Annotated in this window: 20 protein-coding genes and 2 tRNA genes; 4 read left to right on the top strand and 18 right to left on the bottom strand. The window is 54.3% G+C overall.

Going from position 1 to position 22,420, the window contains the following annotated elements; genetic code table 11:
• The gene (locus AC0T7J_RS14680; RefSeq protein WP_425019172.1) at positions 1-879 is read left to right on the top strand and encodes a U32 family peptidase; all 879 of its coding nucleotides are present in this window, start codon (positions 1-3) and stop codon (positions 877-879) included.
• 120 nt (positions 880-999) lie between these two features.
• Positions 1,000-2,010, top strand: a complete 1,011-nt coding sequence (locus AC0T7J_RS14675) for a luciferase-like monooxygenase (RefSeq protein WP_163637713.1) — start codon at positions 1,000-1,002, stop codon at positions 2,008-2,010.
• Here AC0T7J_RS14675 and AC0T7J_RS14670 read toward each other — a convergent pair whose 3' ends face one another.
• Entirely contained in the window at positions 2,011-2,931 is a 921-nt protein-coding gene (locus tag AC0T7J_RS14670) for an AraC family transcriptional regulator (protein WP_473795117.1), read from the bottom strand.
• A 174-nt stretch (positions 2,932-3,105) separates the two neighbouring features.
• Here AC0T7J_RS14670 and AC0T7J_RS14665 point away from each other — a divergent pair, with 174 nt between their 5' ends.
• Entirely contained in the window at positions 3,106-3,852 is a 747-nt protein-coding gene (locus tag AC0T7J_RS14665) for an SDR family NAD(P)-dependent oxidoreductase (protein ID WP_473795115.1), read from the top strand.
• A 55-nt stretch (positions 3,853-3,907) separates the two neighbouring features.
• Here the strand turns inward: AC0T7J_RS14665 and AC0T7J_RS14660 are convergent, their stop codons facing one another.
• From AC0T7J_RS14660 to rlmE, 17 genes are all read right to left on the bottom strand, one after another.
• Positions 3,908-5,848 carry a DEAD/DEAH family ATP-dependent RNA helicase gene (locus tag AC0T7J_RS14660; protein WP_010251762.1) on the bottom strand — a complete coding sequence of 647 codons (1,941 nt, stop codon included), beginning with the start codon at positions 5,846-5,848 and terminating at the stop codon, positions 3,908-3,910.
• Between the two features lie 16 nt (positions 5,849-5,864).
• Positions 5,865-5,921, bottom strand: coding sequence for a protein YrbN (yrbN, locus tag AC0T7J_RS14655; RefSeq protein ID WP_098053093.1), 57 nt, complete (start codon positions 5,919-5,921; stop codon positions 5,865-5,867).
• 105 nt (positions 5,922-6,026) lie between these two features.
• On the bottom strand, positions 6,027-6,911 hold the full coding sequence (gene nlpI, locus AC0T7J_RS14650) for a lipoprotein NlpI (RefSeq protein WP_010251765.1): 885 nt from the start codon (positions 6,909-6,911) through the stop codon (positions 6,027-6,029).
• Positions 6,912-7,040: 129 nt separating this feature from the next.
• Positions 7,041-9,176 (bottom strand): polyribonucleotide nucleotidyltransferase, encoded by a 2,136-nt coding sequence (gene pnp, locus AC0T7J_RS14645; protein ID WP_086905070.1) that lies wholly within the window; start codon positions 9,174-9,176, stop codon positions 7,041-7,043.
• Between the two features lie 310 nt (positions 9,177-9,486).
• Positions 9,487-9,756 carry a 30S ribosomal protein S15 gene (gene rpsO, locus AC0T7J_RS14640; RefSeq protein WP_003851063.1) on the bottom strand — a complete coding sequence of 90 codons (270 nt, stop codon included), beginning with the start codon at positions 9,754-9,756 and terminating at the stop codon, positions 9,487-9,489.
• Positions 9,757-9,887: 131 nt separating this feature from the next.
• Positions 9,888-10,832 carry a tRNA pseudouridine(55) synthase TruB gene (gene truB, locus AC0T7J_RS14635; protein WP_010251781.1) on the bottom strand — a complete coding sequence of 315 codons (945 nt, stop codon included), beginning with the start codon at positions 10,830-10,832 and terminating at the stop codon, positions 9,888-9,890.
• Positions 10,832-11,239, bottom strand: a complete 408-nt coding sequence (rbfA, locus tag AC0T7J_RS14630) for a 30S ribosome-binding factor RbfA (protein ID WP_010251785.1) — start codon at positions 11,237-11,239, stop codon at positions 10,832-10,834. Before rbfA ends, truB begins: the two co-directional genes overlap by 1 nt.
• A 65-nt stretch (positions 11,240-11,304) precedes the next feature.
• On the bottom strand, positions 11,305-13,998 hold the full coding sequence (gene infB, locus AC0T7J_RS14625; protein ID WP_031592039.1) for a translation initiation factor IF-2: 2,694 nt from the start codon (positions 13,996-13,998) through the stop codon (positions 11,305-11,307).
• A gap of 17 nt (positions 13,999-14,015) precedes the next feature.
• Positions 14,016-15,503, bottom strand: a complete 1,488-nt coding sequence (gene nusA / locus AC0T7J_RS14620) for a transcription termination factor NusA (RefSeq protein WP_010251792.1) — start codon at positions 15,501-15,503, stop codon at positions 14,016-14,018.
• Between the two features lie 24 nt (positions 15,504-15,527).
• Positions 15,528-15,980 carry a ribosome maturation factor RimP gene (gene rimP, locus AC0T7J_RS14615; RefSeq protein ID WP_010251795.1) on the bottom strand — a complete coding sequence of 151 codons (453 nt, stop codon included), beginning with the start codon at positions 15,978-15,980 and terminating at the stop codon, positions 15,528-15,530.
• Between the two features lie 212 nt (positions 15,981-16,192).
• A tRNA-Met gene (locus AC0T7J_RS14610) sits at positions 16,193-16,269 on the bottom strand.
• 59 nt (positions 16,270-16,328) lie between these two features.
• Positions 16,329-16,415 (bottom strand) — tRNA-Leu (locus AC0T7J_RS14605).
• A gap of 37 nt (positions 16,416-16,452) precedes the next feature.
• Complete coding sequence (secG, locus tag AC0T7J_RS14600; RefSeq protein ID WP_010251798.1) at positions 16,453-16,791, bottom strand: preprotein translocase subunit SecG; 339 nt, start codon at positions 16,789-16,791, stop codon at positions 16,453-16,455.
• A gap of 216 nt (positions 16,792-17,007) precedes the next feature.
• Positions 17,008-18,342, bottom strand: coding sequence for a phosphoglucosamine mutase (glmM, locus tag AC0T7J_RS14595; protein ID WP_031592038.1), 1,335 nt, complete (start codon positions 18,340-18,342; stop codon positions 17,008-17,010).
• Positions 18,339-19,178, bottom strand: a complete 840-nt coding sequence (folP, locus tag AC0T7J_RS14590) for a dihydropteroate synthase (RefSeq protein ID WP_022625281.1) — start codon at positions 19,176-19,178, stop codon at positions 18,339-18,341. The genes glmM and folP overlap by 4 nt, the downstream gene beginning before the upstream one ends.
• A 79-nt stretch (positions 19,179-19,257) precedes the next feature.
• Positions 19,258-21,183 (bottom strand): ATP-dependent zinc metalloprotease FtsH, encoded by a 1,926-nt coding sequence (gene ftsH / locus AC0T7J_RS14585; RefSeq protein ID WP_031592034.1) that lies wholly within the window; start codon positions 21,181-21,183, stop codon positions 19,258-19,260.
• A 113-nt stretch (positions 21,184-21,296) separates the two neighbouring features.
• Positions 21,297-21,926: a 23S rRNA (uridine(2552)-2'-O)-methyltransferase RlmE gene (rlmE, locus tag AC0T7J_RS14580; protein ID WP_010251807.1), complete on the bottom strand. Its 630-nt coding sequence runs from the start codon at positions 21,924-21,926 to the stop codon at positions 21,297-21,299.
• A gap of 127 nt (positions 21,927-22,053) precedes the next feature.
• Here rlmE and yhbY point away from each other — a divergent pair, with 127 nt between their 5' ends.
• Positions 22,054-22,347 (top strand): ribosome assembly RNA-binding protein YhbY, encoded by a 294-nt coding sequence (gene yhbY / locus AC0T7J_RS14575; RefSeq protein WP_010251809.1) that lies wholly within the window; start codon positions 22,054-22,056, stop codon positions 22,345-22,347.
• Positions 22,348-22,420 lie beyond the last annotated feature (73 nt).

Genomic DNA, 22,420 nt, shown 5'->3' with positions numbered 1-22,420 from the left:
ATGCAATATGCCCTTGGGCCGGTGCTCTGGTACTGGCCGACCGATACGCTGGAAGATTTTTACCAGCAGGCTGCCCGCAGTAGCGCGGATATTATCTACCTTGGCGAAGCGGTATGCAGTAAACGTCGCGCCACGCCCTATGCCCGCTGGATGGCGCTGGCCCGTGAACTCGCGGCCAGCGGCAAACAGGTGGTGCTGAGCACGCTGGCGCTGCTGCAATCGCCCTCTGAGCTGAAAGAGCTGCAGCGTTACGTTGAGAACGGTGAGTTCCTGATTGAAGCCAATGATATCGGCACGGTAAACATGGCCGCTGAGCGTCATCTGCCCTTTGTCGCGGGTCCGACGCTCAATGTTTATAACGCCGACACGCTACAGTTGCTGGTCAAAGAGGGCATGACGCGCTGGTGTATGCCGGTGGAGATGTCACGTGACTGGCTGATGCAGCTGCTGGAGCAGTGCGAAACGCGGGGTATCCGGCAACAGTTTGAGGTAGAGGTGCTGGGCTACGGTCATCTGCCGCTGGCGCTCTCAGCGCGCTGTTTCACCGCCCGCTCGGAAAACCGCGCGAAAGATGATTGCGAAACCTGCTGTATCAACTATCCGACAGGCCGGCGCGTCAACTCCCAGGAGGGGCAGCAGGTGTTCGTCCTCAATGGCATTCAGACCATGAGCGGCTACTGCTATAACCTGGGTAACGATCTGGCCGGTATGCGCGGCCAGGTCGATTGCATACGGCTCTCGCCGCAGGATGTGACGACGCTGGCGGAGATCGACCGTTTCCGTGCCAATGAAAACGGTCACGCTCCGCTAATGGTCGCGAAAGGCAGTGATTGTAACGGTTACTGGCGCAAACTGGCGGGCATGACGCTGGCATCCTGAATAAAAGCACATACCGGCTATATTCCTGCTGAGGTTAGCAGTTTTAATATAAGGAATGATGCGTAATACTAAATGGTGCAGGCCTTAACTTAACGCCTGTGCCATACAACGGGAGTAGTCATGTCTGATAAAAAACCTCTTCGCCTGTCCGTGCTGGATCTTGCGCCGATTCCACAGGGTGCGACCGCACGGAATGCGTTCCATAATTCTCTGGCGCTGGCGCGTCAGGCTGAAAAACTGGGCTATCAACGCTACTGGCTGGCTGAACATCACAACATGACCGGGATTGCCAGCGCGGCCACCTCAGTACTGATTGGCTATCTGGCGGCGAATACCGAGACTCTGAAGCTGGGCTCCGGCGGTATTATGTTGCCTAACCATGCGCCGCTGGTGATCGCCGAGCAGTTTGGTACGCTGGCTTCTCTCTATCCTGGCCGTATCGATCTCGGCTTAGGGCGCGCGCCAGGTTCTGACCAGCGCACCATGATGGCACTGCGCCGTCATCAGGCCAACATGCACATCGATACGTTCCCCGAGGATGTGGCTGAACTGATTAGCTGGTTCGATGCCGAAGCGGATGCGCAGCCGCCAGTGCAGCCGGTACCCGGTCTGGGCCTGCAGATCCCGGTCTGGCTGCTCGGCTCCAGTCTCTACAGCGCACAGCTTTCAGCGAAAATGGGCCTGCCGTTTGCGTTTGCTTCCCATTTTGCCCCTGACCAGCTCTTCCAGGCGCTGCACGTCTATCGCGAAAACTTCCAGCCATCGGCGCGTCTCGACAAGCCTTATGCCATGGTCTGCATTAACGTGATCGCCGCAGACAGTGAGCGTGATGCACGCTTCCTGTTTACCTCGCAGCAGCAGCAGTTTATTAACCTGCGCCGCGGCAAACCGGGCCCGTTACCGGCACCGGTTGAAAACATGGATAACCTCTGGTCGCCATCAGAACAGTATGGCGTTCAGCAGGCGCTCAGCATGTCACTGGTCGGCGATACGGATAAAGTGCGTCATGGGCTGGCCTCGCTGATGCGTGAAACCCAGGCGGATGAAATTATGGTCAATGGCCAGATTTTTGATTCCGAAGCGCGCCTGCGCTCCTTCGCCATTGCGATGGAAGCGGCTAACAGCCTGTAATCAGTTCTGCGGTGGGCGCAATCCGTCCGGGCTCACCGCCAGCTGACGACTATCCCTGGCCGGAGATTGCCCATACAGCCGGCGATACTCCCGGCTGAACTGTGACGCGCTCTGATACCCCACCCGATAGCCTGCCGTACCGGCATCCAGCTTTTCCACCATCATCAAACGCCGCGCCTCATTCAGCCGCAGTTGTTTCTGGTATTGCATCGGCGTCATGGCCGTGACGGCTTTGAAGTGATGATGCAGCGAAGAGATACTCATGCCGACACTGCTGGCGAGCCGATCGATCTTCAGCGGCTGATGAAAGTTTTCCCGCAGCCAGCGGGCAGCCTGCGCGACCCGGTTGCCCGGCCGCTCAGCCAGCGCCATATTCAGGATGCGCGAACCTTCCGGCCCGGTCAGCAGCCGGTAGAAAATCTCCTGCTCAATGAGCGGGGCCAGCGCCTCAATGTCCTCAGGGTGGTCAAGCAGGCGTACCAGCCGGATAACCGCATCCACCAGCAAAGGTGAGACCTTATGCACGGTGACGCCACGTTCACTGTCTGGTGTCGCCAGCGGCAGCGTCGGGGGAAACTGTTCGAGGTAGCGCATCAGCCGGGATTCATTGATGGCGAGACCAATCCCCAGATTGGGCTTTTCCGGCGTGGCGACGGTGACGCAGGCGCGTACCGGCATATCCAGCGTCACCAGCAGCAGATCGCCCGGACCATAGTGCAGCACCTCATCACCGATATGCAGCGCCTTACCGCCCTGTGCCACCAGGGCAAAACTGGCCCATTGAGCAAAGTGCATCGGCTCAGTCGGTGCTGAAACCCGGCCAAAAAACAGGCAATCTATAGCACTTGAATGCCGCCCATCCTCCGGAGCATGACGGGCAATTAACTGCGCCAGCCCCTGCCACTTCTCACTCTCTGTCACTGTGTTCTCCCCTCCCGCTATCTGTGCTGATATTACCTGACGCTGAGCGGAATACCTGTCCCGTTGCGTTACTTTTGCAGGATCGTGCAAGAAGCTTGCAGGATTGCACTACCCGCTTTTCGGCGCCAGCGCGCATAGTCTGTCGACGCAATCATTACGGCGGAGAACAACATAATGAAGGCACTGCAGAATAAAATCGCGCTGGTAACAGGCGGCTCAAAAGGCATTGGTGCGGCGATTGCTATCGCCTTTGCCGCGGCTGGCGCCCGCGTCGTGGTCAACTATCGTCAGGATGAAGTGGGAGCGGCTGACGTGGTCAGCGATATCGTCACCCTGGGCAGTGAAGCCGTGGCGGTACAGGCAGATATCTCTCTCCTGCGCGATGTGGAACGGCTCTTCGCCACCACCGCAGAGTGCTTCGGCGCGCCCGACATTGTGGTGAACAATGCGGGCAGCTTTCATCACGGCGAGTTTGCGGCGCTGACGCTGGAGGAGATGCAGCAGCAGATTAACGTTAACCTGCTGGGTACGCTGATGGTCTGCCAGCAGGCGATTCGTCACTTCCCGGCGCACGGCGGCAGCATTATTAATCTCAGCGCCCTGAACAGTAAAAACAGCACGCCGGGTTCCGTGCTCTGGGCGGCAACCAAAGGCGCAGTGGATACCCTGACCCAGGGACTGGCGCGCGAGCTGGGCGCAAAGAACATTCGGGTTAACGCCCTGGCACCAGGCATGATTCTGACGGAAGGATTACTGGCCGCGAAGAGGATGAGCCCGCAGCTCAAGGCGCAACTGCTGGCTGCCACGCCGCTGGGACGCTTTGGTCTGCCGGAAGATGTGGCGCAGGTTGCGCTGTTTCTGGCCTCTGAAGAGTCCGCCTGGGTCAGCGGCGAACGCGTGATGATCAGCGGCGGTGCCTGACAGGCATAAAAAAAGGGAAGCCATTGGCTTCCCTTTTTGTTACGACGCTGAGTCGTTATGCATCACGACGACGTGGAGCGGCGGCTGCGCCCTCTTCACGACGTGGACCACGGCTACCTTCACGGTTGAAAGTACGTCCGCCGCCTTCACGACCACCTTCACGGCGTTCAGAAGAGAAGCGACGACCACCTTCACGGTTAGCTGCGCCCGGACCGCCTGCACCAGGACCGCTGCGACGCTCACCGCCAGCACCGGCTGGACGACGATCACCACGGCCTTCGTTCGGCTGTGCATCACCCAGTAACTGCATATTCATCGGCTTGTTCAGAATACGGGTACGGGTAAAGTGCTGCAGCACATCGCCTGGCATGCCTTTCGGCAGCTCGATAGTCGAGTGGGTACCGAACAGCTTGATGTTACCGATGTAACGGCTGCTGATGTCGCCTTCGTTAGCGATAGCGCCAACGATGTGACGAACTTCAACACCATCATCGCGGCCTACTTCGATGCGGTACAGCTGCATTTCGCCAACGTCACGACGTTCGCGACGTGGACGATCGCCATCACGGCTTTCGCGGTTTTCACGCGGAGCACGAGAATCGCCACGCGCTTCACGGCTGTCACGACGGCCATCACGCTCGTCACGATCGCGGTATTCGCGACGTGCCGGACGCGGTGCTTCTGGTGGCAGAATCAGAGGACGTTCGCCCTGTGCCATCTTCAGCAGTGCGGCTGCCAGTGTTTCCAGATCCATTTCGTCTTCTGGCTGCATTTTAGCCAGCAGAGCACGGTACTGATCCAGATCGCTGCTTTCCAGCTGCTGCTGAACTTTAGCAGCAAACTTAGCCAGACGACGCTCACCCAGCAGTTCTGCGTTAGGCAGTTCTACCTCAGGAATGGTCAGCTTCATGGTACGTTCAATGTTGCGCAGCAGACGGCGTTCGCGGTTCTCAACGAACAGCAGCGCACGGCCAGCACGGCCAGCACGACCGGTACGGCCGATACGGTGAACGTAAGATTCTGAGTCCATCGGGATGTCGTAGTTAACAACCAGGCTGATGCGCTCAACGTCCAGGCCACGGGCCGCAACGTCGGTTGCAATCAGAATGTCGAGACGACCATCTTTCAGGCGCTCAAGCGTCTGCTCACGCAGGGCCTGGTTCATATCACCGTTCAGCGCGGCGCTGTTATAGCCACTACGTTCCAGCGCTTCTGCCACTTCCATGGTGGCGTTTTTGGTACGCACGAAGATGATGGCAGCATCAAAGTCTTCTGCTTCCAGGAAGCGAACCAGTGCGTCTGTTTTACGACCGTAAGCGGTCCAGTAGCTCTGGCTGATATCAGGACGCGTGGTCAGGCTTGACTGAATACGCACTTCCTGTGGATCTTTCATGAAGCGTTTGGTGATGCGACGAATCGCTTCCGGCATGGTTGCAGAGAACAGCGCGGTCTGATGATCGGCTGGAATTTGCGCCATGATGGTTTCAACGTCTTCGATAAAGCCCATGCGCAGCATTTCGTCTGCTTCATCCAGCACCAGGCCACGCAGGTTAGAAAGGTCTAACGTGCCGCGTTTCAGGTGGTCAAGCAGACGGCCAGGCGTACCCACAACAACCTGTGGTCCCTGACGCAGTGCGCGCAGCTGCACGTCATAACGCTGGCCGCCGTAAAGGGCAACTACGTTCAGGCCACGCATGTGTTTAGAGAATTCGGTAACTGCTTCAGCAACCTGAACCGCCAGTTCGCGGGTAGGTGCCAGCACCAGGATTTGTGGCGCTTTAACAGTAGGATCAATGTTGTGTAACAGCGGCAGAGAGAACGCCGCGGTTTTACCACTCCCGGTCTGCGCCATGCCTAACACGTCACGGCCCGCCAGCAGGTGAGGAATACACTCAGCCTGGATTGGGGATGGCTTTACGTAGCCCATGCCATTCAGTGATTCAAGGATGTCGGCGTTCAGGCCAAGGTCAGCAAAAGTGGTTTGAATATCAGTCATGTAGTACACGTGCCTCTTAGATTGCGGCGGCCAGTCTACATAACTCGTCGTGAAAACTTTCAGTCATTTTCATCAAAAAGTGTGAACCGGCTCAAATTAAAAGTTTTGACGAACAGAAAAGCCTTCATCCTTTAAGATGATGACTTAACAGGTTTTACAGGCAAATTAAGTTCGTCAGCTATTGCTGGTCAGATTCTGATAAATCGTCTTGTGCCTGGCCGAGTTGCGCCAGTTCCAACAATGCGTATCGGTGTTCAACAAAGTTATTGACGTTGTTGGCCACCGCCAGTTTGAACAACGCTTTCGCGTCGTCCTTCTCCCCCAGACTTAGGTAGTACTTACCTAAATAGAAGTTGGTTTCACTGAGATGTTCAGCGAGCGAGGTGTTATCCGTTGCGTCCGCCTTGAGACTTTCCATCAACGTTTTCTCGTTGATATCTCCAAGGTAGAACTCGACAATATTCCATCCCCATTGATCTCTGACCGCTTTGTCGTGACGCTGTTGAAGCGCGACTTTTGCCTTGTCGACATCCATCTCACGTTCAACGAGATAGAGCCACAAACTGCGGAAAGGATCGTTAGGATCGTCTTGATAAAACGCCAGCAGATCATCTTGCGCTAACTTGTATCGACCGCCGTAATAGAGGGCGATACCACGGTTTAAATGCGCATAGTTGTAAGTTGGATCAAGCTCAAGTACAGAATCAAACGCTTCATAGGCGGCATCAAAGTTGCCCGCCTGCGTTAAATATATGCCTAAGTAGTTAAACACTTCGGGCATATCTGGTCTTATAGACAGCGCTTGCGAAAAATCGTTCCGCGCTAATGCCCGCAGACCTAAACTATCATACAACACTCCGCGCTCATATAATAGCTGTGCGCGTTCATCATCGGTGAGAGCGCGACTGGCAAGAATTTGTTCCATGCGCGCCAGTATCACTTCCTGCTGCAGTGTGGGCTGTAAAGGCACTGCAAGAACTTCGTTCTTACGCCAATTGGAGTTGCTGCATCCTGCCAGCGTCAAAGCTGTCGCAACAAAACACCAGCGCAGAAAAGGCTTCATTTCCCACTCCCGAATACAAACATTGGGATAACCATCCTGTCATCCGCCTGCTGTGCACAAGGATTCCCGCCCTCGCGATGATACAAACGCCCCTCTCTGCCAGGCAGAGAGGGGCAAATCAGCAACGACTTATTCAGCGTCAGGCGTGGTCACCGCGACAGCTTCTTCAGTCTGTGGCTTAGATTCTGTCGCTTCTTTGATGCTCAGACGTACACGGCCCTGGCGATCAACTTCCATCACCTTAACTGGTACTTCCTGACCCATCTGCAGATAGTCAGTCACTTTCTCAACGCGCTTATCAGCGATTTGTGAAATGTGAACCAGACCTTCTTTACCACCGCCGATTGCAACGAAGGCGCCGAAGTCAACGATACGGGTCACTTTACCACTGTAAACGCGGCCCACTTCGATCTCTGCGGTAATCTCTTCGATACGACGAATCGCTTCTTTCGCTTTCAGACCATCGGTCGCAGCGATTTTCACGGTGCCGTCATCTTCAATTTCAATCGTTGTGCCGGTCTCTTCGGTCAGTGCACGAATCACTGAGCCGCCTTTACCAATCACATCTTTGATCTTGTCAGAGCTGATTTTGATGGTGTAAATGCGTGGTGCGAATTCAGAAATCTCAGTACGCGGGGTGCTGATAGCCTGTTCCATAACGCCCAGAATGTGCAGACGCGCACCTCGGGCCTGGTTCAGGGCTTCCTGCATGATTTCACGCGTGATGCCTTCGATTTTGATGTCCATCTGCAGCGCGGTGATACCTTCACGGCTACCGGCTACTTTGAAGTCCATGTCGCCCAGGTGATCTTCATCGCCCAGGATGTCAGACAGAACAACAAACTTCTCATCTTCTTTCACCAGACCCATTGCGATACCGGCAACGGCGGCTTTGATTGGCACACCTGCATCCATCAGCGCCAGTGAGGCACCACAGACAGAGGCCATTGAAGAAGAGCCGTTAGATTCGGTGATTTCAGAAACAACACGAATGGTGTAAGGGAAATCTTCCGCTTTAGGCATTACCGCTAACACGCCGCGCTTCGCCAGACGACCGTGACCAATCTCACGACGCTTCGGCGAACCTACCATGCCGGTTTCGCCGACAGAGTATGGAGGGAAGTTGTAATGGAACAGGAAGCTGTCGGTACGTTCGCCCATCAGCTCATCAAGGTTCTGCGCATCGCGGGTCGTACCCAGCGTTGCAGTAACCAGTGCCTGCGTCTCACCACGGGTGAACAGTGATGAACCGTGGGTACGTGGCAATACGCCAGTACGCACGTCCAGACCACGGATCATATCTTTTTCGCGGCCATCGATGCGTGGCTCGCCATTCAGGATGCGAGTACGAACGACGGTTTTTTCAAGGCTATGCACGATGTCGCCGATTTCTGAGCCATCCAGCGTTTCATCTTCAGCCAGCAGCGCAGCGATGGTTTCGTCTTTAATGACACCAACCTGCGTGTAACGCTCCTGCTTGTCAGTGATGCGGTAAGCATCGCTGATGCGCGCTTCTGCCAGAGCAGCAACACGAGAAATCAGTGCGGTATTGGCCGCCTCTGGCTGCCAGTCCCAGCGTGGTTTGCCCGCTTCAGCCACCAGGGCATTGATGTTTTCGATAACGATCTGCTGCTGGTCGTGACCAAAGACCACGGCGCCCAGCATCTGCTCTTCTGACAGGATCTCGGCTTCAGATTCAACCATCAGAACGGCGTTCTGCGTACCGGCAACAACCAGATCCAGACGAGACTGTTTCAGCTCATCTGCGGTTGGGTTCAGAACATATTGATCGTTGATGTAGCCCACACGCGCAGAGCCAATCGGGCCATTGAACGGCAGACCAGAAAGTGCCAGTGCAGCAGAAGCACCGATCATGGCAACGATGTCAGGATGAACCTGTGGGTTCACAGAGACAACAGTGGCGATAACCTGAACTTCGTTAACAAAACCTTCCGGGAACAGCGGACGGATCGGGCGGTCAATCAGACGCGAAATCAGGGTTTCGCCTTCGCTTGGACGGCCTTCACGACGGAAGAAGCTGCCTGGGATACGACCAGCAGCGTAAGTACGCTCCTGATAGTTGACGGTCAGCGGGAAGAAATCCTGACCTGGTTTAGATTTTTTCTGTCCTACTACAGTGACGAATACTGCAGTATCGTCCATGCTCACCATGACAGCGGCTGTCGCCTGGCGAGCCATCATGCCGGTTTCCAGCGTGACGGTATGTTGACCATATTGGAATTTGCGTACGATCGGATTCAGCAAAATCAAAGTCCTTAACTTCGGGGCATGGCTATCTGTAGCCCGCCATTGATTACCAATCTTCAGTTGCATCCTCGCGACTAATGACAACCCTCGACCGCCCCTGCGGTAAAGCCTCTCATTAGCCGCGCGAAATTCTGCAAACTAAAGATCACACTAAGCAACAATACATCAGTTTGGCCCGGATTGCTGCCGCTTGCTCGAAAAAAGGGGCCATAAAGGCCCCCTCTTCACGAAACTCGCACAAATCTGATCGTAAGCTGCACACAGTGCAAAAGCCCGCATAGCGCCCCGACGATCAGATTCTTCAGACTTAGCGACGCAGACCGAGACTTTCGATCAGGCTGCTGTAGCGTGCAACGTCTTTACGCTTCAGGTAGTCCAGCAGCTTACGACGCTGAGATACCATGCGCAGCAGACCGCGGCGGCTGTGGTGGTCTTTTTTGTGCTCAGAGAAGTGACCCTGCAGATGGGTAATCTGCGCGGTCAACAGGGCAACCTGAACTTCAGTTGAACCGCTGTCGTTAGCACCACGGCCATATTTAGCAACGATCTCTGCTTTAGCTTCTACGCTTAGAGACATAATAAACTCCAGTAATAAATGAATGTATGGGTGCCGATCTCTAATTCAGCATCCCGCTTTAAAGCCGCGCTATTCTACTCTGCGCCCGATAGCAACGCAAATGCCCCATCAGCGAAAAGTGAACGCCTGGCTCAATCCTGATACTCAACCACTAAACGACGTGGCGCAAGCCGGCCATCGTCGGCAATTTCTGCCATACCGATAAACTTACGCGCTTCGCCTTCCGATACCCTTACCAGCCCCTGCGCAGGCGCATTACTGGCCTGTACCGGCTGTCCCTGGCGGAAGAAATCTGCCACGGCAGGCGGGATATTCACTTCAGGGAAATCAGAGGCGGGGCTGTCCATCGGCAACAACAGCGGATCGAGCTGCGTTTCCAGTGGGATGCCGGCTTCTGTGGCTTCCGTCAGCAGGGTGTTGAGCTGTTCCAGCGTCACCATCCTTTCATACGGATAACGGGCAACCTGAACGCGACGCAGCATAATCACGTGCGCACCGCATCCCAGCTTTTCGCCCAGGTCATCGATGATGGTACGGATATAGGTGCCTTTGGAGCAGTGAATTTCCAGTTCCAGCTCATTATCCTGCCAGCGAATAAATTGCAGCTCATAGACAGTGATCGGACGCGGTTCACGCGCAATCTCAATGCCCTGACGCGCATATTCATACAGCGGGCGTCCCTGATGCTTCAGTGCCGAAAACATCGATGGCACCTGCAGCGTTTCGCCGCGGAAGCTCTCCAGAGCACTGTCCAGATCGGCCTGGCTGAAGCTGACCGGACGCGTCTGCACGATGTTGCCATCGGCGTCTGACGTGTCGGTCCTCTCGCCCAGTCGGGCAATCACGCGGTAGCGTTTGTCGGAATCGAGCAGATACTGCGAAAACTTAGTCGCTTCACCCAGGCAGATCGGCAGCATGCCGGTAGCCAGAGGATCCAGCGCGCCGGTATGTCCTGCGCGATTCGCGTTAAAGATACGCTTCACTTTCTGCAGGACATCATTCGACGAGACGCCTTGTGGCTTATCCAGCAACAACACGCCATGGACGTCGCGACCGCGACGACGCGGACGACTCATTACGCCTCCTCGTCATCGCCAGTGGCGTCCGGACCACGGCGCTCAGTATCGTTCTTCACGACGCTGGTGACGAGATTGGACATGCGCATCCCTTCGACTAACGAGTTGTCGTAGAAGAAAGTCAGCTCAGGCACGATACGCAGACGCATCGCTTTGCCCAGCAGAATGCGGATATAACCTGACGCCTCTTTCAGCGCTTTCAGGCCATGTTTAATCGCTTCTTCATCTTTGTCGTTGAGGAAAGTCACGAACACTTTTGCGTAAGCGAGATCGCGTGAGACTTCAACGCCTGATACGGTGACCATCATGCCAAGACGTGGATCTTTGATCTCACGCTGCAGGATCATCGCAATCTCTTTTTGCAGCTCTTGTGAAACGCGCTGCGGGCGACCAAATTCTTTCGCCATCATTATTTCTCCCAAATAATTCGGGAGGCCAGAGGCCTCCCAAATTGCAACACATCAGCAGTCTATTACTCGATGGTGCGTTTAATTTCGATGATTTCAAACACTTCGATCATATCGCCAACGCGAACGTCGTTGTAGTTCTTCACGCCGATACCGCACTCCATGCCGTTACGCACTTCGTTGACGTCATCTTTAAAGCGACGCAGAGATTCCAGCTCGCCTTCGTAAATCACCACGTTGTCGCGCAGGACACGGATTGGATTGTGACGCTTGATGTTACCTTCCGTCACCATACAACCGGCAATCGCGCCAAACTTCGGTGATTTGAACACATCGCGCACCGCAGCCAGACCGATGATCTGCTGTTTGTACTCTGGTGCCAGCATGCCGCTCATCGCCGCTTTAACTTCGTCAATCAGGTTATAGATGACAGAGTAGTAGCGCAGATCCAGGCTTTCTGCGTCAATGACGCGACGCGCAGAGGCATCGGCACGAACGTTGAAGCCAAGGAGGATGGCGTTAGAGGCCGCAGCCAGGGTCGCATCGGTTTCGGTAATCCCGCCCACGCCTGAACCCACAATCTTCACCTTCACTTCGTCGGTGGAGAGTTTCTGCAGGGAGTCGGAGATTGCTTCCACAGAGCCCTGAACGTCAGCTTTCAGAACGATGTTCAGTTCAGACACTTCGCCTTCGGTCATGTTAGCAAACATGTTCTCGAGCTTAGATTTCTGCTGGCGAGCCAGTTTAACTTCGCGGAATTTGCCCTGACGATAGAGCGCAACTTCACGTGCTTTCTTCTCGTCACGTACCACGGTCGCTTCATCACCCGCAGCCGGCACGCCGGACAGGCCCAGAATCTCAACCGGGATAGATGGACCCGCTTCCATGACTTCGCGACCCAGTTCGTCACGCATTGCACGAACGCGGCCATATTCGAAACCACAAAGAACGATGTCGCCTTTGTTCAGCGTACCTTCACGTACCAGCACGGTGGCAACCGGACCACGACCTTTGTCGAGGAACGATTCGATCACCACGCCGCTCGCCATACCTTCACGGATAGCGGTCAGTTCCAGCACTTCCGCCTGCAGCAGGATAGCGTTTAACAGGTCATCAATACCGGTACCCGCTTTCGCAGAGACATTAACGAACATGTTTTCACCGCCCCACTCTTCCGGAATGATACCGTACTGAGTCAGTTCGTTTTTAACACGATCCGGATCCGCTTCTGGCTTATCGCACTTGTTCACTGCAACCACAACCGGCACTTTAGCGGCTTTGGCGTGCTGAATAGCTTCGACAGTCTGTGGCATCACGCCATCGTCTGCTGCAACCACCAGGATAACGATATCGGTCGCCTGCGCACCACGTGCACGCATCGCGGTAAACGCGGCGTGGCCCGGGGTATCCAGGAAGGTGACCATACCGTTGTCGGTTTCAACGTGGTAAGCACCGATGTGCTGAGTAATACCGCCCGCTTCGCCAGAGGCGATTTTAGTGGAACGGATATAGTCCAGCAGGGACGTTTTACCGTGGTCGACGTGGCCCATGATGGTGACAACCGGAGCACGAGACTCCTGCGCAGCATCAGTATCACGATCGTCCATTACCGCTTCTTCCAGCTCGTTCTCACGACGCAGGGTCACTTTGTGGCCCATCTCTTCGGCAACGAGTTGTGCAGTTTCCTGGTCGATGACCTGGTTAATGGTCGCCATGGCGCCCATTCTCATCATCGCTTTAATGACCAGAGAACCTTTCACCGCCATTTTGTTAGCCAGTTCGGCTACGGTGATGGTTTCGCCAATCACAACATCGCGGTTAACGGCCTGCGCTGGCTTGTTGAAGCCCTGCTGCAGTGCGCTAGGTTTGCGATGCTTGCCGCCTTTACCGCCACGAACCTGCGCACGCGCTTCTTCACGGTCAGTTTTGGCTTCAGAGTGTTTGTTGCCTTTTTTCGCCGGACGCGCAGCTTTAGCAGTAGTACGCGCACGCGCACGACCTGCTTCAACCTGGCGGTCGTTTTCGTCTTCCGCCTGACGGGCATGGGTCGAAGTGGTGACGTGATAGTCGCCTTTATCCTCTTCTTCCGGTTTTTCCCATTCAGCTGATTTCTCTTCAGCCAGACGGCGGGCTTCTTCTGCTACGAGGCGGGCAGCCTCTTCAAGCTTACGGCGGGCTTCTTCTTCAGCTTTACGCTTCAGTTCGGCAGCTTCAGCTTCGCGACGGGCTTTGTCTGATTGCGCAGCCCTGGTCACTTCGTCGGTAGGTTGATTTGTCACTTTGTCATTTTCCGCTGCTGCACGTTTGGCCTTGTCAGCGGCTTCGCGCCTGGCTTTATCTTCGGCTTCACGTTGCGCTTTCTGTTCAGCTTCGCGACGGGCTTTTTCTTCAGCCTCGCGTTGCGCCTGCTCTTCCGCTTCACGCTGCGCCTCGGCTTCAGCTTCTGCCTGAGCTTGCTCAGCCTCTGCATCACCCTTCACATAGGTACGCTTTTTGCGGACTTCAATTTGCACCGACTTACTTTTACCCCCGGTGCCTGGAATATTCAAGGTGCTGCGCGTTTTACGCTGCAGCGTCAGCTTAGCTGAACCGACCTGACCGTGTTCACGGTTCAGATGAGATAGTAAGGTTTCTTTCTCTTGCTGGGTCACTGCGTCATTTTCAGACTTAGGGATCCCCGCATCAGCAAATTGCTGTACCAGGCGATCGACCGGAGTCTGAATTTCTGCGGCCAGCGATTTTACGGTTACATCTGTCATGCTGTTCCTTCCTGTTATTACGCGTCATCGCCGAACCAGCAGATATTACGTGCGGCCATAATCAGCGCGCCGGCTTGTTCATCAGACATGCCTTCAATATCCGTCAGATCGTCAACACCTTGCTCAGCGAGATCTTCCAGCGTGCAAACGCCTTTCGACGCCAGGCGGAACGCCAGCGCACGATCGAGGCCTTCAAGATTCAGAAGATCCTCAGCGGGCTCCTGATTTCCAAGACTCTCTTCTTTCGCCAGTGCCAGGGTGGTTAACGCATTTTTTGCTCGTTCACGCAGGGCTTCAATGGTCTCTTCGTCGAGGCCGTCGACTTCCAGCAGCTCGTTGATTGGCACGTATGCCAGCTCTTCCAGCGAGGAGAAGCCCTCTTCCACCAGTACGGTGGCGAACTCTTCGTCGATGTCGAGATGTTTAGTGAACATATCGATCGCTGCATGTGCTTCAGCCTGATGCTTAGCCTGCAGATCATCGACGGTCATCACGTTCAGCTCCCAGCCACTCAGCTGTGAAGCGAGACGCACGTTTTGGCCGTTACGGCCGATCGCCTGAGCCAGATTGCCAGCTTCTACGGCGATATCCATGGTGTGGTTATCTTCATCAACCACGATTGACGCCACATCGGCCGGAGCCATGGCGTTAATAACAAACTGCGCCGGGTTATCGTCCCACAGCACGATATCGATACGTTCGCCGCCCAGTTCACTGGAAACTGCCTGAACACGCGCGCCGCGCATGCCCACACAGGCACCCACCGGATCAATACGTTTGTCGTTGGTTTTGACTGCAATTTTAGCGCGCGAACCCGGATCACGAGCAGCGGCTTTAATTTCAATCAGTTCTTCGCCAATTTCTGGCACCTCGATGCGGAACAGTTCAATCAGCATTTCTGGTTTAGAACGCGTCACGAAAAGCTGCGCGCCACGCGCTTCCGGACGTACCGAGTAAAGTACGCCACGAATACGGTCGCCTGGACGGAAGTTTTCACGCGGCAGCATATCTTCGCGCAGAATCACCGCTTCGGCATTGCTGCCTAAGTCGAGGGAGATGTTGTCGCGGTTAACTTTCTTCACCACGCCCGTGATAATTTCGCCTTCCTGCTCACGGAACTGATCAACCACCATTGCGCGCTCAGCTTCGCGCACTTTTTGCACGATAACCTGCTTAGCAGTCTGGGTGGTGATACGGTCAAAGGTGACCGATTCAATCTGATCTTCGACATATTCGCCCAGATTGAATGCTTCATCTTCGAAGCGGGCCGCATCCAGCGTGATCTCGCGCGTCGGCTGTGTCACCTCTTCTACGATTTCCCAGCGGCGGAAAGTATCGAAATCGCCACTGCGGCGATCAATGCTGACGCGTACCTCAATTTCCTGCTCGTACTTTTTCTTGGTCGCAGTCGCCAGCGCGCTCTCCAGCGCTTCGAAGATTTTCTCACGCGGCAGGGCTTTTTCGTTAGAAACGGCTTCTACAACAGCTAAGATCTCTTTGTTCATCCTGGTTAGCCTCAATCCGGACTTTTAAAAGTGGGGGACCAGGTTCGCTTTCTGAATATTACTCAGTGCGAACACTTCATCGCTACCCTCAACGTGCACCGTGATCATCTCGCCATCAACTGACTTAATGGTTCCCTGCCATTTACGGCGGTTCTGAACGGCCATACGCAACACCAGACTCACTTCTTCACCCATAAAGCGGGTGTAGTGTTCTGCAGTGAACAGAGGACGATCGAGTCCCGGTGAAGAGACTTCTAGGTTGTAAGGGACCGTAATGGGATCTTCAACATCCATTACCGCACTTACCTGGTGGCTGACATCGGCGCAATCATCGACATTGATGCCATCTTCACTATCAATATAGATGCGCAGGATAGATGTGCGACTACGAACGAATTCAATTCCAACCAGTTCGTAACCCAGCGCTTCTACGGGAGCCGATACCAACTCTGTCAATTTTTGCTCTAATGTGGACAAGCCCACCCCCAAGACATAAAAAAAGGGCCTATAGCCCAGTATTACGATTCGCTAATAACAAAAAACCCCGAATATTCGGGGCTTTTAATCACTGGACCCTGTATGCCGCAATGCGGCCCGGACTCCATCCAAAGAATTTTTTTTCAAAAAATAACCGTGAGTGCGTCCGTCGATGCATACAGTATATTTGAAAAAGAACTCAAAGGGAAAATTGGTTGCGGGGGCCGGATTTGAACCGACGACCTTCGGGTTATGAGCCCGACGAGCTACCAGGCTGCTCCACCCCGCGTCCGAAAACGTGGCGAATAATACGCCAGACCTGCATAAAATGCAAGGGATACTGCTATTTGGTACCGAGGACGGGACTTGAACCCGTAAGCCCAATCGGGCACTACCACCTCAAGGTAGCGTGTCTACCAATTCCACCACCACGGCACTGCACTGACCACAACGATTCGTTGTGCTGACGACCTTACTTAGGAATATCGCTGCCCGGTGTTACCGGTTGAGCTGGCTTTTCAGTCTGTTGAGAAGACTGCGCCGGCGCAGAAAGATTTTCCCACTCGCTTCCTTTAGACGCTTTATTGCTGTTCAGATTACCCAGAACCAGGCTGATGATGAAAAACAGCGCAGCTAAGATGCCGGTTGTACGGGTCATGAAATTACCTGAGCCCGAAGAACCAAACACCGTACCGGATGCGCCTGCACCGAATGAGGCTCCCATATCAGCGCCTTTGCCTTGCTGCAGCATGATCATACCCACAAGGGCGATAGCTACAATAAGGAAAACTACTAAAAGAGCTTGGTACATATCATCCTGTTCCTTGCACGGTAATCGTACAGTTAAAGCTTCAACCAGTATTGATGGGGAGTCTCGTCATCACCCATCAGAAGCGGGTGTGAATACTAACCAAAGGCGCATATCTCTGCAAGTGCAATTTTTACTACCCATACTGTTTGCAGAAAAAAACGCCATCCCGGTGATTTTACAGGCAGTTCAGCACTCTGCAGACCGCCTGTTAGGGTTTTAAACGGCCTTGACCTGGTCGGCGATGCGATTCGCCAGTTCGGTGACCTGCGCCTCATTTTCGCCTTCGACCATGACACGAATCAATGGCTCAGTACCTGATTTACGCAGCAGAACGCGTCCGCGACCCGCCAGCGCTTTTTCCACGTCGGCCGTGACAGCTTTTACCGAGTCACTCTGAAGCGGATCATGTTCGCCCGCAAAGCGTACGTTAACCAGGACCTGCGGCAGCATCTTCATGCCACTACAGAGATCGTGCAGGCTCATGTGATTACGCACCATCGCAGTGAGCACTTGCAAACTTGCAACGATACCGTCACCGGTCGTGGTTTTATCCAGCAGGATCACATGACCGGAGTTCTCTGCACCGAGACGCCAGCCCTTCTCCTGCATCTTCTCCAGCACATAACGGTCACCGACTTTGGCACGGGTAAATGGAATGCCAAGCTGTTTCAGCGCTAACTCCAGTCCCATGTTACTCATCAGCGTACCCACTACGCCACCGCGTAACTGTCCCTGACGCAGTGCTTCACGCGCAATGATGTAGAGGATCTGGTCGCCATCAACTTTGTCACCCAGATGGTCAATCATCATGATGCGATCGCCGTCACCGTCGTAGGCCAGGCCGATATCGGCCTTCTCCGCCAGCACGCGCTGCTGCAGCAGCTTGAGGTCGGTGGCACCGCATTCTTTGTTGATGTTCATGCCGTCTGGCTGGACACCGATAGCAATCACCGTCGCGCCCAGTTCACGCAATACATTCGGCGCAATGTGGTAGGTGGCGCCATTGGCGCAATCGACCACAATTTTCAGGCCATTCAGATTCAGTTCGCTGGGGAACGTCCCTTTGCAGAACTCGATGTAACGCCCTGCTGCGTCAACGATGCGGCTGGCTCGGCCTAACTGCGCTGATTCGACGCAGGTAATCGGCTTTTCCATCTCCAGCTCAATCGCCTCTTCAACATCGTCAGGCAGTTTGGTGCCCTCGGACGAGAAGAATTTAATTCCGTTGTCGTCAAACGGGTTATGTGAGGCTGAAATTACAATGCCCGCCTCTGCGCGGAAGGTACGGGTCAGATAGGCGATGGCTGGCGTCGGCATCGGGCCGGTAAAGGCGGCCGTCAGGCCCGCCGCGGCGAGACCGGCTTCCAGCGCCGACTCCAGCATATAGCCAGAGATACGGGTATCTTTGCCGATGATGATCTTCTTTGAACCGTGGCGCGCCAGCACTTTACCTGCAGCCCAGCCCAGCTTCAGGACGAAATCGGGGGTAATAGGTGCTTCACCGACTTTGCCACGAATGCCGTCTGTACCGAAATATTTACGATTACTCATGATACTCCTTTTGCTCTTCGGGTCGCTTCGACCACGCGCATCGCTTCAGCCGTCTCTTTTACATCATGGGCGCGAATAATCTGCGCGCCCTGCATAGCAGCAATCACCGCGCAACTCAGGCTGCCGGTTAAACGCTGCGACGGACCGACGTTTAACAGCTGGCCAATCATCGACTTACGCGACATCCCCACTAACAGCGGCAGGCCGAAGTGGTGAAAATCGCCAAGATGAGCCAGCAGTTCATAATTGTGGCTGAGATTTTTACCGAAACCGAAGCCCGGGTCGAGTATCAGACGCTCTTTTTTAATGCCCGCCGCTTCGCAGCGCGCTATCTGCTGAGCGAAGTAAGTGTCCACTTCGCTTAAAATATTTTCATAAACCGGTGCCTGCTGCATGGTGCGCGGTTCGCCCTGCATATGCATCAAACAGACGGGCAGTCCGGTCGCGGCTGCGGCTTCCAGCGCTCCGGGTTCAGAAAGGGAGCGCACATCGTTAATGATGTGAGCACCCACTCGCGCGGCTTCGCGGATGACGTCAGCTTTAGAGGTGTCCACTGAAATCCAGACTTCGAAACGCTGGGCAATGGCATCAATGACCGGAATCACCCGCTCCAGTTCCTCCTCCACACTCACTTCATCAGCGCCAGGACGGGTTGATTCCCCGCCCACATCGATGATGGTTGCGCCTGCATTAACCATCTCATTGGTATGCGTCAGCGCATCGACCAGCGCGTTATGCTTTCCACCATCTGAAAAGGAGTCCGGCGTGACGTTGAGAATGCCCATCACATGAGGAAAAGATAAATCGAGATGGGAATCACGGGCGAACAACTTCATGGCTGAAACTCCTTGCTGATCAATATCTGGATGTAAAAAACCCCGGACCAGCCGGGGTTTTGTCTGACGATGTTGCGTCTTATTTGTTGTACTGCTCTGACATGGTATTGCCTGGGTTTGGCGTACGCGGTTCATCAACCGGACGTGGCGCCTTTGGCGTACCGTTGCTGTCTGAGTTGCTGCCTGGATCTTCCCAGCCCGCTGGCGGTCGCACTTCGCGGCGCGCCATCAGGTCGTCGATCTGCGGTGCATCAATGGTTTCATACTTCATCAGCGCGTCTTTCATCGCGTGAAGGATGTCCATGTTCTCACCCAGAATCTGACGAGCACGCTGGTAGTTGCTGTCGATCAGGTGCTTAACTTCCTGGTCGATGATGCGGGCTGTTTCATCAGACATATGTTTCGCTTTCGCGACAGAACGTCCGAGGAACACTTCACCCTCTTCTTCTGCATAGAGCAACGGACCCAGTTTTTCAGAGAAGCCCCACTGCGTCACCATGTTACGCGCCAGATTGGTCGCAACTTTAATATCGTTGGACGCACCGGTAGAAACACGTTCTGCACCGTAGATGATCTCTTCTGCCAGACGACCGCCGTAAAGCGTTGAGATCTGGCTTTCCAGTTTCTGACGGCTGGCGCTGATCGCGTCGCCTTCAGGCAGGAAGAAGGTCACACCCAGTGCGCGACCGCGCGGGATAATCGTTACTTTATGAACCGGATCATGCTCTGGCACCAGGCGACCAATGATGGCGTGGCCTGCTTCGTGGTAGGCAGTTGACTCTTTCTGCGATTCCGTCATCACCATGGAGCGACGTTCCGCACCCATCATGATTTTGTCTTTCGCTTTCTCGAACTCCACCATCGAAACCACACGCTTGTTTGAACGGGCCGCGAACAGCGCTGCTTCGTTAACAAGGTTGGCCAGATCGGCACCCGAGAAGCCTGGCGTACCACGTGCAATGATTGCTGCATCAATATCTGTAGCCAGTGGCACACGACGCATATGCACTTTCAGGATCTGCTCACGACCGCGAACATCTGGCAGGCCAACTACAACCTGACGGTCAAAGCGACCTGGACGCAGCAGCGCAGGGTCCAGTACGTCAGGACGGTTAGTTGCGGCGATAACGATAATACCTTCGTTACCTTCGAAACCATCCATCTCAACCAGCATCTGGTTCAGCGTCTGCTCACGTTCGTCATGTCCACCGCCCAACCCGGCGCCACGCTGACGACCGACGGCGTCGATCTCATCGATAAAGATGATGCACGGAGCCGCTTTTTTGGCCTGTTCGAACATGTCACGCACACGGGATGCACCGACACCGACAAACATTTCCACAAAGTCAGAACCGGAGATGGTAAAGAAAGGCACCTTCGCTTCACCGGCAATCGCTTTTGCCAGCAAGGTTTTACCGGTACCCGGTGGCCCCACCATCAGAACGCCTTTTGGAATTTTACCGCCCAGCTTCTGGAAACGGCTCGGCTCACGCAGATATTCCACCAGCTCAGCAACTTCATCTTTCGCTTCGTCACAACCTGCTACGTCGGCGAAAGTGGTTTTAATCTGGTCTTCCGTCAACATGCGGGCTTTGCTCTTGCCGAAGGACATCGCGCCCTTACCGCCGCCGCCCTGCATCTGACGCATAAAGAAGATCCACACACCGATCAGCAGCAACATCGGGAACCACGAAATGAAGATTGAAGCCAGCAGGCTTGGTTCTTCCGGCGGTTCGCCAACCACTTTGACGTTTTTGGTCAAGAGGTTATCGAGCAACTTGGGATCGTTGACAGGAATGTAGGTCGTGTATTTATTGCTGTCTTTTTTAACGACGTTAATTTCACGCCCGTTAATACGCGCCTCGCGGACCTGATCCTGGTTCACTTCCGACAGGAAGGTTGAATAATCAACCCGACGGCCATTCGACTCGCTGGGCCCAAAGCTCTGGAATACTGACATCAGCACGACCGCGATGACTAACCAGAGAATCAGGTTTTTCGCCATGTCACTCAAGGGATTAACCTCATATTACAACGGTGTTAACAGATAGCGTAGGGTACTATAGATCCCGCATACATGGAATCGCAGCAAAACTGCGGACTTCTCCAGCAATGTGGTTATAGTTTGCGCCCAGTCGCCACAATATACACTTCACGTGAACGTGAACGTGAAGCGTCCGGCTTACGAATTTTCACTTTCGTAAACAGGGAGCGAATTTCCCGCAGGTATTCATCGAAGCCATCTCCCTGAAACACTTTCACTACAAAACTGCCGCCAGGTGCCAGGATATCCCGACACATCTCCAGCGCCAGCTCGACTAAATACATCGACCGGGGAATATCTACGGCAGGTGTACCACTCATATTCGGCGCCATATCGGACATGACAACCTGAACTTTTTGATCGCCAACGCGTTCAAGCAGCGCATTGACCACCGATTCTTCACGAAAATCGCCCTGAAGGAAATCGACACCGACTATCGGATCCATTGGCAGGATATCACAGGCAATGACTCGCCCTTTGTTCCCAATTTGCTGTACCACATATTGTGACCAGCCACCGGGTGCAGCACCCAGATCTACCACGGTCATGCCGGGTTTGAACAGCTTGTCACCCTGTTGTATTTCATCAAGTTTAAACCAGGCGCGCGAACGCAACCCTTTTTTATGCGCCTGGAGCACATATTTATCGCTAAAGTGTTCCTGAAGCCAGCGGCCGGAGCTGGCTGAACGCTTTTTACCCGTCATAATATTTCCAACTAAATCGTCATCGTAGCGATAAACCTGCACGCAATGGGTTGCGTCGATTTGGTGATATACCCGAGATGGCGGTAGAATGAACCGTTTTCAATCCCTGAGTAAGTAAAAAACTACGATGAATCTAAGTACCAAACAAAAACAGCACCTCAAGGGCCTCGCCCATCCGCTCAAGCCAGTGGTTATGCTGGGTGGCAATGGCCTGACTGAAGGCGTGCTGGCCGAAATCGAGCAGGCTCTGTCGCATCACGAACTGATCAAGGTAAAAATCGCCTCGGAAGATCGTGAAACGAAACAGCTGATCGTTGAGGCTATCGTGCGTGAGACCGGTGCCAGCAACGTACAGGTGATCGGCAAAACGCTGGTGCTGTATCGCCCCTCTAAAGAGAGCAAAATTTCTCTGCCACGCTAAGTGGGCAAAGAAAGTGACATGCTCTTACCTCAGATAAAAGGCCGCAATGCGGCCTTTTTCCTTTCTTTACATT

The organism is Pantoea sp. E956-1, assembly GCF_982223955.1.
The sequence above is the reverse complement of the archived record's forward strand: the minus strand, read 5'-3'. Positions and strand labels throughout refer to the sequence as shown.